This is a genomic window from Pseudosporangium ferrugineum, from assembly GCF_003002065.1.
GTDB classification, from domain to species: Bacteria; Actinomycetota; Actinomycetes; order Mycobacteriales; family Micromonosporaceae; genus Actinoplanes; species Actinoplanes ferrugineus_A.
This window is the reverse complement of sequence record NZ_PVZG01000003.1, coordinates 240,214-259,172: the sequence shown is the minus strand read 5'-3', so window position 1 is coordinate 259,172 and position 18,959 is coordinate 240,214. Positions and strand designations below refer to the sequence as shown.

At 73.1% G+C, this 18,959-nt stretch carries 16 protein-coding genes; 7 read left to right on the top strand and 9 right to left on the bottom strand.

All coding sequences use genetic code 11. The features are described 5' to 3' along the window. Window positions 1-2: 2 nt before the first annotated feature. A complete protein-coding gene (locus CLV70_RS08490) occupies window positions 3-629 on the bottom strand; it encodes a DUF4126 domain-containing protein (protein WP_106125838.1) in 627 nt (208 codons plus the stop codon). 59 nt (window positions 630-688) lie between these two features. Between CLV70_RS08490 and nucS the strand changes: the two genes are divergently transcribed. Beyond that, on the top strand, window positions 689-1,348 hold the full coding sequence (nucS, locus tag CLV70_RS08485; RefSeq protein ID WP_106125837.1) for an endonuclease NucS: 660 nt from the start codon (window positions 689-691) through the stop codon (window positions 1,346-1,348). Here nucS and CLV70_RS08480 read toward each other — a convergent pair. From CLV70_RS08480 to CLV70_RS08470, 3 genes are read right to left on the bottom strand one after another with little or no spacing between them, the layout of a single operon-like run. After that, the gene (locus CLV70_RS08480) at window positions 1,345-2,844 is read right to left on the bottom strand and encodes a DUF6297 family protein (RefSeq protein WP_106125836.1); all 1,500 of its coding nucleotides are present in this window, start codon (window positions 2,842-2,844) and stop codon (window positions 1,345-1,347) included. The genes nucS and CLV70_RS08480 overlap by 4 nt on opposite strands. After that, entirely contained in the window at window positions 2,841-3,479 is a 639-nt protein-coding gene (locus CLV70_RS08475; RefSeq protein WP_106125835.1) for an ABC transporter ATP-binding protein, read from the bottom strand. Before CLV70_RS08475 ends, CLV70_RS08480 begins: the two co-directional genes overlap by 4 nt. Window positions 3,480-3,501: 22 nt before the next feature. After that, on the bottom strand, window positions 3,502-4,995 hold the full coding sequence (locus CLV70_RS08470) for an aldehyde dehydrogenase family protein (RefSeq protein WP_106125834.1): 1,494 nt from the start codon (window positions 4,993-4,995) through the stop codon (window positions 3,502-3,504). A 56-nt stretch (window positions 4,996-5,051) separates the two neighbouring features. Between CLV70_RS08470 and CLV70_RS08465 the strand changes: the two genes are divergently transcribed. Beyond that, on the top strand, window positions 5,052-5,378 hold the full coding sequence (locus tag CLV70_RS08465) for a hypothetical protein (protein ID WP_106125833.1): 327 nt from the start codon (window positions 5,052-5,054) through the stop codon (window positions 5,376-5,378). 11 nt (window positions 5,379-5,389) lie between these two features. Further along, a complete protein-coding gene (locus tag CLV70_RS08460) occupies window positions 5,390-6,187 on the top strand; it encodes an alpha/beta hydrolase (protein ID WP_106125832.1) in 798 nt (265 codons plus the stop codon). Window positions 6,188-6,189: 2 nt separating this feature from the next. On the opposite strand, the gene CLV70_RS08455 is transcribed toward CLV70_RS08460, so the two are convergent. The 4 genes from CLV70_RS08455 to mce form a co-directional block, all read right to left on the bottom strand. Beyond that, complete coding sequence (locus tag CLV70_RS08455; RefSeq protein WP_425440127.1) at window positions 6,190-7,212, bottom strand: AI-2E family transporter; 1,023 nt, start codon at window positions 7,210-7,212, stop codon at window positions 6,190-6,192. Between the two features lie 701 nt (window positions 7,213-7,913). Continuing rightward, window positions 7,914-9,692: a Laminin subunit beta-1 gene (locus CLV70_RS08450; protein WP_245908136.1), complete on the bottom strand. Its 1,779-nt coding sequence runs from the start codon at window positions 9,690-9,692 to the stop codon at window positions 7,914-7,916. Window positions 9,693-9,955: 263 nt separating this feature from the next. Beyond that, a complete protein-coding gene (locus CLV70_RS08445) occupies window positions 9,956-11,263 on the bottom strand; it encodes a DivIVA domain-containing protein (protein WP_106125829.1) in 1,308 nt (435 codons plus the stop codon). Window positions 11,264-11,543: 280 nt separating this feature from the next. Then, window positions 11,544-12,032 carry a methylmalonyl-CoA epimerase gene (gene mce / locus CLV70_RS08440; protein WP_106125828.1) on the bottom strand — a complete coding sequence of 163 codons (489 nt, stop codon included), beginning with the start codon at window positions 12,030-12,032 and terminating at the stop codon, window positions 11,544-11,546. Between the two features lie 105 nt (window positions 12,033-12,137). Here mce and CLV70_RS08435 point away from each other — a divergent pair, with 105 nt between their 5' ends. The 4 genes from CLV70_RS08435 to CLV70_RS08420 all read left to right on the top strand — a co-directional run bounded on the left by CLV70_RS08435 (window position 12,138) and on the right by CLV70_RS08420 (window position 17,156). Then, the gene (locus tag CLV70_RS08435) at window positions 12,138-13,322 is read left to right on the top strand and encodes an acetyl-CoA C-acetyltransferase (RefSeq protein ID WP_106125827.1); all 1,185 of its coding nucleotides are present in this window, start codon (window positions 12,138-12,140) and stop codon (window positions 13,320-13,322) included. Beyond that, window positions 13,319-14,314, top strand: a complete 996-nt coding sequence (meaB, locus tag CLV70_RS08430) for a methylmalonyl Co-A mutase-associated GTPase MeaB (protein ID WP_106125826.1) — start codon at window positions 13,319-13,321, stop codon at window positions 14,312-14,314. Before CLV70_RS08435 ends, meaB begins: the two co-directional genes overlap by 4 nt. An 82-nt stretch (window positions 14,315-14,396) precedes the next feature. Next, the gene (locus CLV70_RS41690) at window positions 14,397-15,947 is read left to right on the top strand and encodes a GGDEF domain-containing protein (protein ID WP_106125825.1); all 1,551 of its coding nucleotides are present in this window, start codon (window positions 14,397-14,399) and stop codon (window positions 15,945-15,947) included. Between the two features lie 96 nt (window positions 15,948-16,043). Then, entirely contained in the window at window positions 16,044-17,156 is a 1,113-nt protein-coding gene (locus CLV70_RS08420) for a sugar ABC transporter substrate-binding protein (RefSeq protein WP_106125824.1), read from the top strand. 127 nt (window positions 17,157-17,283) lie between these two features. Here CLV70_RS08420 and CLV70_RS08415 read toward each other — a convergent pair whose 3' ends face one another. After that, window positions 17,284-18,834: a M4 family metallopeptidase gene (locus CLV70_RS08415; protein WP_106125823.1), complete on the bottom strand. Its 1,551-nt coding sequence runs from the start codon at window positions 18,832-18,834 to the stop codon at window positions 17,284-17,286. Window positions 18,835-18,959 lie beyond the last annotated feature (125 nt).

Here is an 18,959-nt window from a genome sequence, read left to right as displayed (position 1 = left end):
AGTCAACCAAAGAGGCGCTGGGTCCCGACACCCTCGGACGGTCCCCGTTCCCTCCTGCGCCGCCGACGTCGCCTGATCACCCACACCGCGCCGAGCACGAGCAGCAGCAGCCCGAGCAGGACCAGCACCGGGAGCAGGATCGCGAGCAGCGACAACGCGACGCTGGTGAAGTCCTCCGCCGTGCTGGCCACCGGGGCGCCGACGCCGGCGGTGGTCGCGTTCACCACCGGCCGGGAGGCGGCCTTGACGCCGTGCACGCAGAGCGCGATGACCACGCCGGCGGCGACGGGCACCCACTGGTGCGAGCCGAAGAACGACCCCGGGTCCGACACGGTGACCGTCTCCGACGCCGAGCCGGCGCCGAACGCGAGCCCGCCCGCGGTGGGCCGGACCACGGTCTGCACGATGTCGTTCACGTGGTCGACGACGGGCACCTTGTCGGCCACGACCTCGACGGCGAGCAGCAGGGCGAGGATCAGCAGCACCCAGCCGTTGGACAGCCACTGCCAGCCGCCGGGCAGGTCGATGGTGTCGGTGTATCGGTCCAGCAGACCCATGGTGACCAGGGGGATGTACGCGTTCAGCCCGGCGGATGCCGCCAGGCCCGTACCGGTGAGGGCTTCGAGCACGATCTCAGCATGGCACCGCCGCGCTCGCCCCGCCGGGGGACGGAGGCTACCCTCGTGCGGTGCGTCTGGTCATCGCGAAGTGCTCCGTGGACTATGTCGGCCGGCTCTCCGCCCACCTGCCCCCGGCTACCCGGCTGTTGATGGTGAAGGCGGACGGGTCGGTGTCCATCCACGCCGACGACCGTGCCTACAAGCCACTCAACTGGATGAGCCCGCCGTGCAAGCTCCAGGAGGCACCGGGCGTCTGGAAGGTGGTCAACAAGGCCGGCGAGGAGCTGCGGATCACCCTCGAGGAGATCTTCCAGGACACCTCGTACGACCTGGGCGTCGACCCGGGCCTGGTGAAGGACGGCGTCGAGGCGCACCTGCAGGAGCTGCTCGCGGCCCACCCGGAGACCTTCGGCGAAGGCTGGAGCCTGGTACGCCGCGAATACATGACCGCCATCGGCCCGGTCGACCTGCTCTGCCGCGACGCCGCGGGCAAGGCGGTGGCCGTGGAGATCAAGCGCCGCGGCGAGATCGACGGCGTCGAGCAGCTCACCCGCTACCTCGAGCTGATGAACCGCGACCCGCTGCTGGCGCCGGTCCAGGGCGTCTTCGCGGCCCAGGAGATCAAGCCGCAGGCCCGGGTGCTCGCCACCGACCGCGGCATCCGCTGCGTCGTGGTCGACTACGACAAGCTGCGCGGCATGGACCGCAACGAGCTCACCCTCTTCTAGCGGCCGCTCAGCTCCACCCGGTCGGTGGCGGTCGTGCCGCTGACGTACGCCCGCGCGCCGAAGGCCGCCACCGCCGTCTGGACCACCACGCCCGTCCAGCTCAGCGGGTCGCCCTGGGCGATCTGCACCACGGTCGGCAGGCCGAGCAGCAGGATGTCGACGCCGGCGAACGCGGCGATCAGCGGGCCGGTCGACACGGAGCCCATCGGGGTGTCCAGCGGCAGCAGCGAGTTGTCCACGAAACCGGTGCGCGCCTTGCGGACCGCCGCGACCGCGCCGACCGGTCCCAGGCCGAGGCCGAGCGCCCACCACGGGCCCGCGGGGAGGTCGCCGAGGGCGCGCAGCAGGGCGAGGGCGGCGGCGTACCAGAGGGCGGTCAGGACGCCGGGCACCCAGAGGCGCTGCACGATCGCCGCGCGCGAGCTGAGCCCCAGCATGCGCAGCATCCACGGGTTGCCGGCGTCCGTCCGCACGCTCGCCGTCGTGACCCCGCCGGCGAGCAGGCCGCCGGCCAGCACCGCCGCGCCGAGGAGCCAGCCGGGCGCGTGGGCGAGCAGGGCGGGCAGCGTGCTGGCCCCGGCCAGCCACAGCAGGCGTCGCGGGCGGCGGCGCACCATCAGCAGGTCCTGGCCCACCAGCACGGGCACGCGGGCCGGCAGCCGGCGCGATCGCAGCCTGCGGTGGGCCCAGTAGCGCCGCTCGACCATCTCGGTCACGAAGGACGGTTCCACCCCGAACGCCGAATCCGCGAGCGTGCCGGCGGTGCGGGACGCCTCCAGGATGCGCTCGTTCGGCGTCCCCTCGAGCCGGCGCACCGCCACCAGCCAGAACGCGACCAGGAGCACGGCGAGCCCGGCGACGGTCGCGAGCGCTGCGGTGGCCGGGGGCCAGCCGGCGGAGAGCGGGATCGCGGCGCCGGCCGAGTCGGCGACCAGGGCGGCCAGGCCGGCGGCCAGCAGCAGGTACGCCGCGTCGTCCGAGCGCGCCGACCACCAGCGGTCCGCCTGCGCCCCGAGCGCCAGCAGCAGCAGCCCTCCACCAAGCACTGCCCCGTACGCGGGCAGCAGCTCCGCCGCCCCCGTCACCGGGCGACCGGTCGTGTGGCCGAGGATCGCGAACCCGCCCAGCGCTCCCGCCGCGGCGGCGCCCACGGTCGCCCAGCACAGCGAGGGCAGCAGCAGCCGGCGCCGGCTGACCGGGGCGGTGAGCAGCCAGGAGGCGGCCGGGCGGCTGAGCGCGAGCGGCCCGAGCCGGCGCAGGACAAGGTAGAGGCCGCCGGTGAGGGCCAGCGCCAGGCCCGCACCCGCAAGCCCCGAGGCGTGCGGCGCGGCCGGCCAGAAGACGACGGCGAGCTGCTTGTGCGCCATGCCGCCGACGATCGCGACGAAGAGCACCGCGAAGTAGAAGTTGCCGAGCGTCTCACCGCGCTCCCGGTGCGCCGACTGAGTACGGCGGACCCAGCGCCGTACGCCGGTGACGCCGACCGCGGTGGTCACCCGGCGACCAGGGCGGCCATGCCGGTCACCTCGGTGCCGGCCGCCGCCGCGAACACGTCGTCGTGGCTGGCCATCAGGATCGTGCCGCCGCCGTCGCGGTACTCGGCCAGCATCGCCGCCACCTGCGCCCGGCCGTCCGGGTCGAGGCGCTGCTCGGGCTCGTCGAGGATCATCAGCCGGCTGGGCCGCAGCAGGGCCAGCGCCAGGGTCAGCCGCTGCTTCTGCCCCGACGACATGGACGGTGGCACGGCGTCGGCGTGCGAGGCGATGCCGAACCGCTCGAGCGCCTCGTCGATCCCGGCGTCCGCGGCGTCCAGGCCGTGCGCGCGGCAGACCAGCTCGGCGTGCTCGCGGGTGGTGAGGCCCGGATACCAGGTCGGCGGCTCCACGGTGGTGGCCACGGCGCGCCAGAACTCCGGTGTGGACCCCGGCGGGCCGCCGAAGATCTCGATCTCGCCGGCGTCCGGCCGTTGCAGGCTGGCGATGCAGCGCAGCAGCGTCGACTTGCCGATGCCGTTCTCGCCGGTGATGCAGACGCCGGCGCCGGTGGGCACGGTCAGGTCGACGTCCACCAGCACCGGGGCCGCGCCGTAGCTCACCGACAGGCCGCGGACCTCGATCGCGGATTGATCCACCGGTCGACGCTAGCAAAGGCGGTCACGGGCGGCGGCCGTACAGCAGCTTCAACGTCTTGACGATGCGCCGCACCTGGGCCGGGGTGCGTTCGAAGGTCATCGCCGGCAGCAGCGAGGGCGCCCGGCGTACGGTGATCGCCTTCGGCACGGTGAACTCCCGCAGCCCGTCCTCGCCGTGGATGCGGCCGAAGCCGGAGTCGCCGACGCCGCCGAACGGCAGGGTGGCCATGCCGACGAAGCTCAGCGTCGAGTTCACCGCCACCATGCCGGTACGCAGCCGCCGGGCGATCCGCACCGCGTTCGCCTTGCCGAAGACGGCGCCGCCCAGCCCGTACGGAAGCGCATTGGCCTTCGCCACCGCCTCGTCCGCGTCCGCGACCCGGGTGATGGTCAGCGTCGGACCGAACGTCTCCTCGCGGATCGCGGCGGAGTCCTCGGGCACGTCCACCAGCACCGTCGGCGCCACGTGCGGGGGCTGCACCGCATCGGCGCCGCCGAGCACCGCCCGGCCACCGGTGGCCAGCGCGTCGCCGATGTGCCGCCGGACCACGTCGAGCTGGGCGGGCATGGTGATCGGGCCGATCTCCTCGCCGACCCGCAGCCTGCCGGCCTTGGCCACCACGGCCGCCACGAACGCGTCGTAGACCGGCGCGACCGCGTACGCCCGCTCGATGCCGATGCAGGTCTGCCCGGCGTTGGTCATGGCGCCCCACACCGCGGCCTCGGCGGCGGCGTTGACGTCCGCGTCCGCGTCGACGATCAGCGCGTCCTTGCCGCCGGCCTCGATGAGCACCGGGGTCAGCGTCTCCGCGCAGGTCGCCATGACCTTCTTGGCGGTGGCGGTCGAGCCGGTGAACGCGATCTTGCCGACGCCGGAACGGCACAGCAGGGCGCCGACGTCGCCGAGGCCGTGGACCGCCTGCAGGACCGGCTGCTCCGGCACCACCTCGGCGAACGTGTCGACGAGCCACTGGCCCACCACGGGCGTGTACTCGCTCGGCTTGAGCACGACGGCGTTGCCCCCGGCCAGCGCGCCCGAGATCGGGCCCAGCGGGGTGAGGATCGGATAGTTCCAGGGCCCGATCACCCCGACGACACCGTACGGCTGGTACTCGAGGTGACCGGCGTGCTCGGGCAGCAGCAGGCGCGTCCTCGTGCGGCGCGGCCCGAGCACCCGCCGGGCGTTGCGGGCGGCCCAGTCGGTGTGCTCGATCGCCGCGCTCGCCTCCACGACGGCGTCCGCCACCGGCTTGCCCGTCTCGAGGTGGGTGAGCTCGGCCAGCTCCTCCAGCCGCTCGGCGAACAGGGCCCGCCACCGCAGCAGCCGGACCTTGCGCCCGTCGAAGCCGAGGGCGGCCCACCAGGCGCCGGCCGTACGGGCCCGCTCCACCGCGGCGGCCACGGCGTCCGCGCCGGCCACGGGCACCCGGCCCGCCTCCGCCCCGGTCGCGGGGCTGGTCGAAATGAGGACACCGTCCTCGACCACGGGCGTTCCGGGCGTGCGGGTAGCCGTCATGAACGCGAGTCTAGGTCGCATTCGGGGTGCCGCGCCTCACACGTACGCTGGAAGTTGTGAGCCCGCGCCGCAACCGCCCCCGCCGCGACTCGCCGTCCCTCGTGCCGGACGAGCGGGTCCGCAAGGGCGTCGAGGGCGTGCAGCAGTATCAGGACGGCGAGTGGATGGTGCGCTCGATCTTCGGCGGCGCGGCCGTGAAGACGTACCGGTGCCCCGGCTGCCTTCAGGACATCCGCCCCGGCGTCGCGCACGTCGTGGCCTGGCCCGCCGACGAACGCGGCGACGCCTCCGACCGCCGGCACTGGCACACCGGCTGCTGGCGCGCCCGGGACCGGCGCGCCCCGGTGGTGGAGCGCTCGCGCAACGCCCCACGCTACGGGTGAGAGGACCCAGGTTGACCAACCAGATTCGCGCGAACAGCGTCCTGCCGGCCCGCCGGGAGGACATCGAGCTGCACACCGCCGACGGGCTGACCCTCGTCGGCGAGCTGGCCCGCCCGCTCGACCGCGACCCGGTCGCGACGCTGGTGTGCCTGCACCCGCTGCCCACCCACGGCGGCATGATGGACAGCCACGTCTTCCGCAAGGCGGCCTGGCGCCTGCCCGCGCTGGCCGGGGTGGCGGTGCTGCGCTTCAACACCCGCGGCACGTCGAGCGTCCGCGGCACCAGCGAGGGCGCGTTCTCCTCCGCGGTCGACGAGAAGTTCGACGTGGCCGCCGCGATCGAGTACGCCGAGTTCGCCGACCTGCCGAACATCTGGCTGCTCGGCTGGTCCTTCGGCACCGACCTGACCCTCATGCACGGCCTCGACCCGGCGGTGGCGGGCGCGATCCTGCTGTCGCCGCCGCTGCGCTTCTCCGCGCCCGAGCACCTGGCGGCGTGGGCGGAGTCGGGCAAGCCGGTGACCGCGCTGGTCCCCGAGTTCGACGACTACCTGCGCCCGGACGCGGCGGTGGAGCGGTTCAAGGCCGTCCCGCAGGCCGAGGTGGTCGGCGTGCCCGGCGCCAAGCACCTGTGGGTCGGCGACGCCGAGACGGTCCTCGACGAGATCGTGCGCCGGGTCGCCCCGGACGTCCCGGTGCCGCTGCCGCGCGAGTGGGACGGGCCGATGGAATCCGGCGACATGAACGCGTACGCGGACCGCACGGTCGCCGCCTTCTCGGACGTCCCGGTGCCCAAGCCGCTCGGCTGACGCTACTTGCGCTCCATGCTGGGGTTGACGACCTCGCGGACGATCAGCTGGATCGCGGCCACCATCGGGATCGCGATCAGCGCGCCGAGCACGCCGAACAGGCCCACCCCCAGCAGCGCGGCGGTGACCGCGGCGACGTCGCTGACCTTCACCGAGCGCCGCATGACGTTCGGGTAGATCAGGTAGTTCTCGATCTGCTGGTAGACGATGAAGAACCCGAGGCAGATCAGCCCGTTCGGCAGCGAGTCGGCGAAGCCCACCAGGCTGACGATCACCGCGCCCAGGGTGGCGCCGATCTGCGGGATCAGGTCGCAGACGGCGACCACCACGGCCAGCGCGAACGGGTACGCCAGCCCGATGATCACCGCCAGCACCCACGTCGAGATGCCGGCCAGGACGGCGATGGCGATGGCACCCACCATGTACGCCCCGACCTTGGTGAGGATCTCGTCGGTCAGCAGCCGCACCCGGGTACGCCGCGACGCCGGCACGAGGGCGTACGCACCCTCCTTCATCCGGTCGAACGCCGCCATGAAGTAGATGACCAGCACCAGCACGGTCAGCACGTTGAAGATCGTGCCGAACAGCAGCTTCGCGCCGCCGACGACGCCGCCGAGCGTGTTCGTGACGGTGCCGGCGTTGATCGCGCTCTGCACCTTGTTCAGGATGTCGTACTGCTCGATCAGGTCGTTGATCGCCTTGTTGCGCTGCAGGTCCTGAATGAACCCCGGAACGTTGTCGATGAGCTGCCCGGTCTGCGTGACCAGCGGCGGGATCAGCGCGAGAACCCCACCGCACAGCAGCAGCACAATGGTCAGCGCCATGACGGTGACGGCCAGCCACCGCGGAAAACCCCAGCTCCGCAGCCGCACGATCGCCGGATTCAGCCCGATCGCCAGGAACAGGGCAATGAAGATCAACACCAGGATCGAGGCGGCGTTGCGCAACCCCAGAAAGATCCCGTACGCGGTGAGCAGCCCGAGCCCGCCGAGCAGCCCGATGAGAAACGGATTCCGCCGGCTCAACGGCGGCCCGGGAGCCCCGAACTCACCATCATCGTCCGCAACGCCGCCCGCGACCCCGGGCACGCCATACCCGTCCGGCAGGGGCGCTCCGGACCTGCTCCCGCTGCCGGCCTGCGGGGACCCGGTCTCGCTGCCCTCCGCGGATTCGCTTCCGCTGCCGGCCTGGGCGGACCCGCTCCGGCCGGCCTCCGCGGACCCGGCCGCGCTGCTAGCCTGCGCGGACCCGCTCGCGCTGGCCGCCCGGGACCCGGTCGCGCTGCCGACCTCCGAGGAACCGCTGCCGGCTTCCGGCGTCCCGGGATCGGTCGCTGCCGGCCCGGGGGCGGACGCTGCCGTTCCGGTGGCCGGCGACGTCGTGCCGGGGTCCGGTTCTGCCGGTCCGGCGGCCGGCACCGGGTCGGGTCGGGGCTCCTCGGCCGTCACCATTACCTCCACGCGGAACGGGGGAGGCCACCCGCGGCGACCGGACATCCCGGCGGGCAATTTATCGGTATGCGCAAACGCCCGCCACCCGCCAGGCCGCAAAACCCCGGGTCGCGGCCCTCACACCCGGGCCGCGGCCCTCACACCCGGGCCGCGGCCCTCACACCCGGGCCGTCGGGCCCGTCCGCCGGGGCCCGTCCGCCGGGGTGCCGGTCAGTCGGGGTGCCGGTCAGTCGGGGTGCCGGTCAGTCGGGGTGCCGGTCAGTCGGGGTGCCGGGTCAGTCGGCGTCGACGCCCACGCGGCTCGCGGGGCGGGTCGTCACCTTGGCCGAGGCCGTGATCTTGCCGCCGCCCTGCGTCTTGTCGCCCGCGGCCTGCCCGGCCTGCGCCGACGCCCCCTGAGGAGCGGCCGCCGAGCCGGTCGCCGCCGAGCCGGTCGCCGGCGTGGCGGTTCCCGCGGCGGGTGCGGAGGCCGCGGTGCCCGCCGCCGGAGTGGCAGTGCCGGTCGCGGTTGCCGACGAGGCGGCGCCGGTCGCGGGCGCCGAAGCGGCGGTGCCCGCCGCCGGTGCCGCGGTGCCCGTGGCGGTCGAGGGTGCCGAAGCCTTCGCGTGGCCCGAAGCCGTCGCGGGGGCCGGAGTGCTCGCGGGTGTCGGAGCGGTCGTGGGGGCCGGAGCGGCGGTGCCGGCCGGCGGAGTTGCGGTGCCCGTCGCCGTCGTGGGGGCCGGTGCCGCGGTGCCGGGGGCGGGCGTGGCGGTGCCCGTCACCGTCGGGGCGGCGGACGGGGGCTCGTCGTTGTCGTCGGGTTCGGGGGAGGCTGCCGCCGCGAGGACCGCCGCCGCGGCCAGTTCGGCGACGCGCTTGGCTTCCTTCTGGACCTGACGGCGGACGTCCGCGGCGTGGCGTTCGGCGGCCTCGCCCGCGCGCTTGGCGTCCGCGACGCGCTTGAGCTCCGTTTCGAGTTCGCGCTGGACCTCGGCCAGGCGCTGCTGGACGCGCTCGGTCTCGCGCCCGGCGGCCGTGGAGCGTTCGGTGGCGTCGGCGACGTTCTTCTCCGCCTCGGCGACCTTGGCCTGGGCCTTCTCGAGGTCGCGGGCCGCCGCCGCGATCTTGTCCTGCTGGGCGGCGATCTCCTTGCGGACCGCGGTGGCCTGCTCGTCGGAGCGGCGCAGGATCTCCTCGGCGTACTTGTCCGCCTCGCTGCGCAGGTCGGCGCACTGCTTCTCGACGGCCGTACGCATCTGGCCGAGCTCCTGGACGACCTCCTGGCGGCGCTCGCCGACCTCGCGTTCGACCTTGGCCTTCAGCTCCGCCTGCTCGCGCTCGGCGTCGGCGCGGAGCTTGGCGATCTCCTGCTGCGCCCGGTCGCGCAGGGCCTTGATCTCCTGGTCGGCCTGCATGCGGGTGGACTTGCTGTAGCCGTCGGCCTCGGCGCGGATCCGCTGGACCTCCTGCGCGGTGCGGTCGGCGAGCTGCTGGGCCTCGGCGCGGGCGCGGCTCAGGGTCGACTCGGCCTCGGCGCGCAGCTGCTCGGCGGCCTGGCGGCTGGCGGCGAGGGCCTTCTCGGCGGCGGCGCGGCGGGCGGCGTCGGCCTTCTCCTCGTCGGCGCGGCGGGCGGCCAGGGCGATCTCGAAGTCGCGGATGCCGTCGTGGGCGTGCGCCTCGGCCTCGGCGCGGATGCGTTCGGCCTCGGCGAGCCGGGCGGCGATGTCCTCGGTGGCGGAGTTCTTGATGTCCTCGGCGACCTCTTCGGCCTTGGTGAGGATCTCCTCCACCTTGGGGCCGAGGTGCCGGAAGGAGACCTCGGCGCCGATGCCCGGGTTGCGGCGGGCCTGGGCCAGCTCCTGCTGAAGCCGGTCGATCTGGCCGATCATCGCCTGATTCTGCAGCTGCGCGTTGTCCCGCTCGCCGATCAGCGTGGCGATCTCGGTCTCGGCGCGGGCGACGTACCGTTCGACCTGTTTCTTCTCGTAACCCCGCAGGGCGGTCTCGAAGCTGGGCTCCGGTGGCGTCTCTCCACCGAGACCGAAGATTTCCCCGCCGTGCGACATGCTGTCCATCCTCACATACGCATAGTCCCGTGACGTGCCGATACACACCTGGCTGGCGGGACTGTGCGTCTGGTTGCCTTTTCCACCGAACCGCCTGAAACCGGGCGGTGGACCTTTTTGTCTGGTTCACAGGCTACGCGTGGAAGCGAACGGGCCGCACCGGAGGAGCTCCGGTACGGCCCGTACAGACATCTCGCACAGCCCGCCCGCACTCCCCTCAACCGTTCCGCACCCGCGAGGGTGGCGCAACCGGGGAGTGAGTGGCGAACGCCTCAGCTGCTCTTCGCGGCGGCCTCCGGCTGCTCGGCCTCGGCGTCGTCCTCCTCGGCGGCCCGCTGCGCGGGGGCCTCGGGCTTGGCGGCGGCGGCCTTCTGGGCGGCCTCGGCGACCTTCGCGGCCGGCCCGACCGTGGGCACCAGGCCGGACAGGCCGGACAGCATCTGGCCGAGCTGGTTGGTGACCGCGTCCTTCTGCCGGGTGAGGTCCTCGACCTCGCGCTTGGCGGCCTGCGTGGTGTGCTCGGCCTCCTGGCGCGCCTCGGTCAGCAGGCGCTGCGACTCGCTGCGCGCCTCGGTGACCATCTTGTCGGCGTGGGCGCGGGCCTTCTCGACGGTCTCGACGGCGTGCCGCTCCGACTCGACGCGGCGGGTCTCGGCGCGCTGCTCGATCTCCTTGGCGCGGTCCTCGGCGGCGCGGGCCCGCTCCTCGGCCTCGGCCACCATCCGCTGGGTGGCGCTGACCTGGGCGGCGTGCCGCTCGGACTCCTCGCGCTCGGCCTTCTCGCGGCGCTCGGCGATCTCCAGCGCGAGCGACTGCAAGTCCTTGTCGCGCTTGTCGCGGGCGTCGGTCAGCAGCTTGGTCGCCTCGGCGCGCTTCTCCTCGGCCTCCCGGGCCGCCTTGGCGCGCTGCTGGGTGATCTCCCGCTCGGCGGTCGCCCGCAGCGAGGCCACCTCGCGCTCCACGGTGGACTTCAGCTCGGCGACCTCGTGGGCGGTGACCGTGCGCAGCTGCTTGGTCTCGCGGTCGGCGTCGGAGCGCAGGGTGTCGGCCTCGCGCCGGGCCTGCACCCGGGCCTCGGCGGCTTCGCGCTCGGCGTGCGTGCGGACCTGCCCCGCCTCGCGCTCGGCGCTCGCCTTCATGGCGGCGGCCTCGGCGCGAGCCTTGTCCGTGATCTCCCGCGCTTCGAGCCGAGCCGCGGAGAGGATGCCCTCGGACTCCCGCTTGGCCTCGCTACGGTGGTCGTTCGCCTGTTCCTCGGCCAGCCGCAGGATCTGCTCGACCCGGGTGCCCAGCCCGGAGAGGGTCGGCCGGTTGTTCTCCTCGAGGAGCTTGTTGCTGTCGGCCAGCTTCTGCTCGAGGGCGTTCAGGCGCTGCTCCGCCTGCCGCAGGCGGCGCTGCGCGTCGTTCATCCGCTGCTCGGCCTCGCCGCGGGCCTGCTCGGACTGGTTCAGCGCGGCTACCAGCCGGCCGAGGTGCGCATCGACCTGCCCGCGGTCGTATCCACGGAGGACAACGGTGAAGTCGTGCTGCGAATTCGCGGTTTCGAAGAAGGCGAGATTGGCATCCTGCTGCTGGGGCATTGCGACATACTGGCAGACCCCCAGGGGGGCTACGCAAGAGCGTACGGGCCGGGTATTCCGGCCTAAGATCACCTTCGCCCCGTACGCCGGGGGCGAAGCTGGGCCGTTCGGGTGGCCGCACCGGGGGAATGCCCGCGGAGCGTTGTCGCGCCGCTACCAGCTGTGCAGCACGGGGTCGGAAGATCGTCCCACAGGAGCCTCGCGGGGCGCTCCTCGGTGCTGACGATCCTGCCAGTCCGCGGCGGTGGCGTCAGGACGTTTCACCCGCAAGGCGTACGAATCAGGCCGGCTGGACCAGCTCCACGAGCACCCCGCCGGCGTCCTTGGGGTGCACGAAGTTGATCCGCGACCCGGCCGTACCCCGGCGGGGTTCGTCGTAGAGCAGCCGGAGCCCGCGGGCGCGCAACGCGGCGCTCGCCGCCTCGACGTCGCGGACCGTGTACGCGAGCTGTTGCAGTCCCGGCCCGTTGCGGTCGAGGAACTTGGCGATGGCGGAGTCCGGCCGCAGCGGGGCGAGGAGCTGGATGCGGGCGCCGCCGCCGTCCGGGTCGGCGGCCACCATCGCCTCGCGCACCCCCTGCTCCTCGTTCGTCTCCTCGTGCACGCAGCGCAGGCCGAACGTGCGCTCGTAGAACGCCAGCGCCTCGTCGAGATCCGGCACGGCGATGCCGACGTGATCGACCCGCAACAGGCCCACGGCCGGTAGGGGCTCCACGTCGGAGACTGTGAGATTCTCGCTGTTGTCCCCGGTGGGTGGCGTTGCGTTCATCCGGCTAGTCTGACCTAACCATCGTTCAGGCGTCGCGGCCGGTCCCCACGAGGGACGCCTCCCGCGTCCCTGCACCACCGTCCGCCAGCCGAAAGCGAAGCTCCCGTGACCAGTTCGGTGATCGTCAGCGGTGCCCGTACCCCCATGGGCCGCCTCCTCGGAAACCTCAAGAACGTGCCGGCGACCGCGCTCGGCGGCTACGCCATCGCCGCCGCCCTCGAGCGCGGCGGAGTGGCGCCGGAGCAGGTGCAGTACGTGATCATGGGCCAGGTGCTCCAGGCGGGCACGGGTCAGATCACCGCGCGGCAGGCAGCCGTCGCCGCCGGCATCCCGATGACCACCCCGGCCGTCACGGTCAACAAGGTGTGCCTCTCCGGCATCGACGCGATCGCCCTGGCCGACCAGCTGATCCGGGCCGGCGAGTTCGACATCGTGGTGGCCGGCGGCATGGAGTCGATGACCAACGCGCCGCACCTCATGCTCGGCCAGCGCCAGGGCAAGAAGTACGGCGACATCCTGGTCCGCGACCACACCGCGTTCGACGGCCTGATGGACCCGTGGGACGGCATCTCGATGGGCGAGTCGACCGAGCGCAGCGGCAAGGAGCTCGGGATCACCCGCGCCGAGCAGGACGCCTTCGCCGCGCTCAGCCACCAGCGGGCGGCCGCCGCCCAGCGCGAGGGTCGCTTCGCCGAGGAGATCGTGCCGGTGAAGGCGGGCCTGCGCGACGTCGACAAGGTGATCGACACCGACGAGGGCGTGCGCCCCGACGCCACCGCCGAGTCGCTGGGCGGGCTGCGGCCGGCGTTCGCCAAGGACGGCACCATCACGGCCGGCAGTGCCTCGCCGATCTCCGACGGCGCCGCCGCGGTCGTGGTGATGAGCCGCGCCAAGGCCGAGGAGCTGGGGCTGACCTGGCTGGCCGAGATCGGTGCGCACGGCAACGTGGCCGGGCCGGACAACTCGTTGCAGGCCCAGCCGGCCAACGCGATCCGGCACGCGCTCGGCAAGGCCGGCCTGACCGTGGGCGACCTCGACCTGATCGAGATGAACGAGGCGTTCGCGCAGGTGGTCATCCACTCGATGCGCGAGCTCAAGGTGAACGAGGAGATCGTCAACGTCAACGGCGGCGCCATCGCGCTGGGTCACCCGATCGGCATGTCCGGTGCCCGGCTGGTGCTGACCCTCGCCATGGAGCTCCGGCGCCGCGGCGGTGGCACCGGCGCGGCGGCCCTGTGCGGCGGCGGCGGCCAGGGCGACGCGCTGATCATCACGGTGCCCTCGGCATGACCCCAGCCCCCGCCCGCCGCGGCCGGGACGTCCCGGCGCTGGTCGCCCGGGCGCGGGAGGGCGACGCCCGCTCGGTCGCCCGGCTGATCAGCATGGTCGAGAACGGCGACCCGAAGCTCGGCGAGGTGGCCGCGGCGCTCGCGCCGTACGCCGGCCGCGCTCAGGTCGTCGGCCTCACCGGCGCGCCCGGGGTGGGCAAGTCGACCACCACGAACGAGCTGGTCAAGGCCCTGCGCGGGGCCGGCCGCCGGGTCGGGGTGCTGGCCGTGGACCCGTCCAGCCCGTTCACCGGCGGCGCGATCCTCGGCGACCGGGTACGCATGCAGGAGCACACCACCGACCCGGGCGTCTACATCCGCTCGATGTCCAGCCGCGGTCAGCTCGGCGGGCTCTCCGCCGCCACCCCGCAGGCGGTCCGGGTGCTCGAGGGCGCCGGCTGCGACGTGGTGCTGGTCGAGACGGTCGGGGTCGGCCAGGCCGAGGTGGAGATCGCCTCGCTGGCCGACACCACGCTGGTGCTCCTCGCGCCCGGCATGGGCGACGCGATCCAGGCGGTCAAGGCCGGCATCCTCGAGATCGCCGACGTGTTCGTGGTGAACAAGGCGGACCGGCCGGGCGCCGACGCCACCTACCGCGACATCCAGGGGATGCTGGGCCTGGGCGAGCGCGGGCCCGGCGACTGGCGCCCGCAGGTCGTGCGCGCGACCGCGGTCCGCGGCGAGGGGATCGACGACGTGGTCGCGGCCATCGAGAAGCACCGCCAGTGGCTGGAGAAGACCGGCTCGCTCCGCCTCGCCCACGAGCGGCGGGCCGCCGTCGAGGTCGAGGCCATCGCGCTCGGCACGCTCCGGGCCCGGATGGGCGACCTGCGTGACGGTACGGCGCTGAGCAAGCTCGCCGCCGAGGTGGCCGACGGCGCGATCGACCCGTACGCTGCGGCCTCGGCACTGCTCGCCGAGTTGGGGGAGCATCCGGGCCATCGAGCGGTGTGATTCCTCAGCCCGGCCGGCCGGCCGGCGATGGTAGGAGGGAAATCCCGCCTACCGGTGGGTAGCAGTACGGAGCGAGGTATCGATGGCTCGGCGGTGGGAGGCGCGTTCGCCGCGGCGCGCGGATCCGCTGGTTGCCGCCCTCGTCGTGCTGATCGCCCTGGTCCTGGCCGTCTTCGGGGCCCAGCTGCTGCCGGTGACGGTGCTGGTCCCGGCGTTCTGGCTGCTCATGATCGTCGTGCAGGTCAGCTTCGCCCGGTCGTGCCGCCGGGTCGCGCGGTTCCTCGGCCGGGCGGCGCCGGGCCGGGAGGCCGTCCGCGCCCGGGCCGGCGCCGTCATGTGGCGGTTCTTCGCGGTCGCGGGTGCCGTGTTCGTGCTGGGCAACCTGGTGCAGCTGGCCGTCGCGGTCCGCGATCCGCTGTCGGCCGACGCGGCGGTGGGCACGGACGCGCAGGTCGCCTCGATCGCGCTCGGGGCGGTGCTGATCGTCGCCGGGATGTTGCGCTACCCCCGGGGCGACATGGGCGCTGCCGAGCGGTTCCGCCTGCGCATCGACGTCGCCACGGTGATGGCCGCCGCGGTCACCTTCGGGCTCTGGGTGGCCGAGGTGCCGCCCGGCCCGCACGACGCGAGCTGGGCCGCGGAGACCGTGGTCGGGCTGCTCGTCCAGCCCGGACTGTTCCTGGTCGTGCTCTTCGCCGTGGTCCGGGTGATCCTCGGCGGCGGGCCGTTCACCCGGGTCGCCGGGCTGATCAGCGGCGTCGCCGCCGCGTTGCAGGCGGCGTTGCAGGCCGTGCCGGCGTCGGAGTACGTCCGGCCGCCCGGGATGGCCTGGCTGCTGGCCGGCAACGTGCTGGTCAGCGGGCTGATCGCGATCGGTGCGCGGGTGCAGGAGCGCGACGTGCTGGCCGGTTCGCCGCGCGCCGCCCGCCGGCCCAAGCGCCCGTACAGCATGCTTCCGTACGGCGCGATGATCGCGGTCTGGGCGCTGGCCGTCGGCGTGCTGGCGGCCGACGGGCGTACCGGTCGCGGCTGGGTCGTCGGGGTGGGTGCGATGGTCACCACCGCCCTGGTCGTCGGCCGGCAGGTGGCCGCGTTCCGGCACATCGCCGAGCTGCTGCGCGAGCGTGAGGAGCTGACCGCGCAGCTGACCGAGCTGGCGTTCCACGACGCGCTGACCAAGCTCGCCAACCGTGGCCTGTCCATGCAGCGGCTGGAGGAGGCCCTCGGCGCCGGTCCGGCCACCGTGTTCCTGGTCGACCTCGACGAGTTCAAGCCGGTCAACGACGCGTACGGGCACGCCGCCGGCGACCGGCTGCTGATCGAGGTGGGGCGGCGGCTGCGCGGCTGCGTGCGGGACGGCGACACGGTCGCGCGGCTGGATGGCGACGAATTCGCCGTACTGGTGGAGGGGTTGTCGGCCGACCGGCGGGCCGATCTGGCGGACGGCCTGGACCGGGCGCTGAGCGGCTCGGTGCGGATCGGGACGGCGGAGGTGCCGGTGCGCGCGAGTATCGGCGTGGCCACCGGACGGCCGGGCACCCATGACCCGGACAGCCTGCTGCACGAGGCCGACATGGCCATGTACGCCCGCAAGGTCCGCCGCCGTCACCTCCAGGACAGTGACCTTCCGTAGCGGCTCGTGCTCAGGCCGTCAGCCAGGGCTTTTGTCAGGGTTGCACCCCGGTACCCGCTGGTAGCCTTGCCGCCCTCTGGCCTGGAGGAACACGCTATGCGTACGAAAATGGCCGCCTGTGCCGCGGTCGGCCTGATGGCCCTTTCCGCCGTCTCCGCCTGCACCGACGACGACGGTGGCACCGGCAGCTCGTCCGGCGGCAAAGCCCGCGGCGGCGGCGCCGGCAAGGTCGGCGTCATCCTGCCCGACACCACCACCTCGCAGCGCTGGGGCACCGACGACCCCAAGCTGTTGAAGGCGGCGTTCGACGAGGCGGGCGTGCCGGTCGACATCCAGAACGCCGAGGGCGACAAGGCGCAGTTCCAGCGCATCGCGGACAGCATGATCGCGGGCGGCGTACGGGTGCTCATGATCGTGAATCTCGACTCCGCCACCGGCAAGGTCGTCCTGGACAAGGCCAGGGCGGCGGACATCAAGACCATCGACTACGACCGGCTCACCCTCAACGGCGCGGCCGACTACTACGTCAGCTTCGACAACGAGGCGGTCGGGGTGCTCCAGGGCAACGGCCTGGTGCAGTGCCTGAAGGACAAGGACTACCCGACGCCGCTGGTCGCGGACCTGAACGGCTCGCCGACGGACAACAACGCCACCCTGTTCAAGCAGGGGTACGACTCCGTCCTGCAGCCCCTCTACGACAGCGGCGAATACCTGAAGGGCCCGGACCAGTCGGTCACCGACTGGGACAACGACGAGGCCGGCGTGGTGTTCGGGGAGATGTGGGCGCAGACCGGCAAGAAGATCAACGGTGTGGTCGCGGCCAACGACGGCCTCGGCAACGCCGCGATCTCGGTGCTGAAGAAGGACGGGATGAACGGCAAGGTCCCGGTCACCGGCCAGGACGCGACCGTGCAGGGCCTGCAGAACATCCTCGCCGGCGACCAGTGCATGACGGTCTACAAGCCGATCAAGCAGGAGGCCGACGCCGCCGCCGCGCTGGCCATCAAGCTGTTCCGCGGCGAGCAGGCCAAGGCCGGCGACCAGGTCAAGGACCCCGAGTCGGGCGGCTACGTCCCGGCCGTCCTGCTGAAGCCGCTGCCGATCTTCAAGAAGGACGTCGGCTCGGTCATCGCGGACGGCTTCGTGGAGCGCAAGGCGGTCTGCGCCGGCCGGTTCGCACCCCTCTGCGAGGAGAACGACATCAACTAGCCGCCTCCCGGTCGCGGCTCCGGTCGACGGCCGGTCACGGTGGCGGGCCCGGCGGCCGTCAGCGCCACACCGGCGATGACGGCCACCAGGCCCGCTGTCCGCACGTACGGCGGGGGAGTGATGCCGATCAGCAGGCGGTGTCGGAGCCCGTCACGCTGACCGCGGTCCACGCCTTCTGCACGGCCTGGTACTCGGTGCTGCACCGGCCGTAGAGGTCGGTGGCCGCCGACAGCGTGTACGTGCGGGCCCGGGCGTACGTGGTGCTCGAGGTGAAGTACGTGGTCAGCGCCCGGTACCAGATCGCCGCCGCCTTCGCCCGCCCGATGCCGGTCACCGCCGGCGCCGAGCCGCACACCGGCGAGGTGCCGTACGCGGTGGCGCCGGTGCCCTCCGCCAGGTTGAAGAAGAAGTGGTTGCCGACGCCCGAGGAGTAGTGCACGTCGAGGTTCTTCGTGCCCGTCGTCCAGCAGTTCTGGCTGCGGCCGTCCAGCGACGGGTTGTACTGGTAGCGCAGCGGCGTACCGTTGCCATTGATGTTGATCTTCTCGCCGATCTGGTAGTCGCCCGGGTCGCTGCTGTTGCCGGAGTAGAACTCCACCATCGACGCGAAGATGTCCGAGGTCGCCTCGTTGAGGCCGCCCGACTCACCGGAGTAGGTCAGGTTCGCGGTGCGCTCGGTGACGCCGTGCGACATCTCGTGCGCGGCCACGTCCAGCGACACCAACGGGCGGCTGTTGCCGCTGCCGTCGCCGTAGGTCATCTGCGCGCCGTCCCAGAAGGCGTTGACGTACGAGCTGCCGTAGTGCACCCGCGACGGCACGCCGGTCCCGTTGTTGAAGATGCCCCGGCGGCCGAACGTCGCGTTGTAGTAGTCGTACGTCTTCGCGGCGCCGTAGTGCGCGTCGACCGCGGCGGACTGGCGGCTGCTCGTGGCGCCCGTACCCCAGACGTTGTCGGCGTCGGTGAACAGCGTGCAGGAGCCCGAGGTCCGGTTGTTCATGTCGCAGGTGGTGCCGTTGCCGCGCACCGCGTCCTTCAGGCTGTAGCTGCTGGTGGAGACCTGGGTCGTGTCGATGGTGACGGTGCCCGCGTACAGGCTCCGGCCGCTGCCGGCCGCCGTCTCGACGGTGTCCCAGGAGCTGAGGACCGCGCCGGTGCGGGCGTCGGAGACCACGTGCAGGCGCGACGGGGTCTGGCCGTCCGGCCCGAAGCCCTCCACCACGGTCTCGTACGCGAGCGTCCCGGTGCCCGAGGTCGCGTCGACCACCAGCTCGGGGGAGCCGACCTTGGCGACCGTGCCGGCGAAGCGGCCCTTGGCGGTCGCCACGGCCGACGCCGCGCTCCGGGACGGGGTGGTGCTCAGCGCGAGCGGCGCGGTCAGGCCGACCGAGGTGCTGCGCAGGGCGCCGTCCTTCGCGCCGTGCAGGATGAAGTCGCCGCCGAGGACGCGCAGGCCCTGGTACGTGCGCTGGTAGCGCACGTGCGTGGCACCGTCGGCGTCCTTCGCGGTGGCGAGGACGGTGAACGCGTCGGCGGCGCTCGCCTTGACGGCGGCGCGGTGGGCGGAGGGGGACAGGGGATCGGGCGCCGGGGCCGCGGTCGCGGCGGTGGCGTCGGCACCTGCCAGCAGGCCGCCCAGGAGCAGGGCCGAACCGACGGCGGCGATAGATCGTTTCACGGGGTCTCCTGACCGTGGGGGGAAGCGGCGGTAGCCACGTAGTTACATCTACCGATGAGTAGGAGAACCTGTGTAGATCCTGAACGTGTCATAGCTTTGGCGGGGGCTTAGCGATCGTTCAGGTT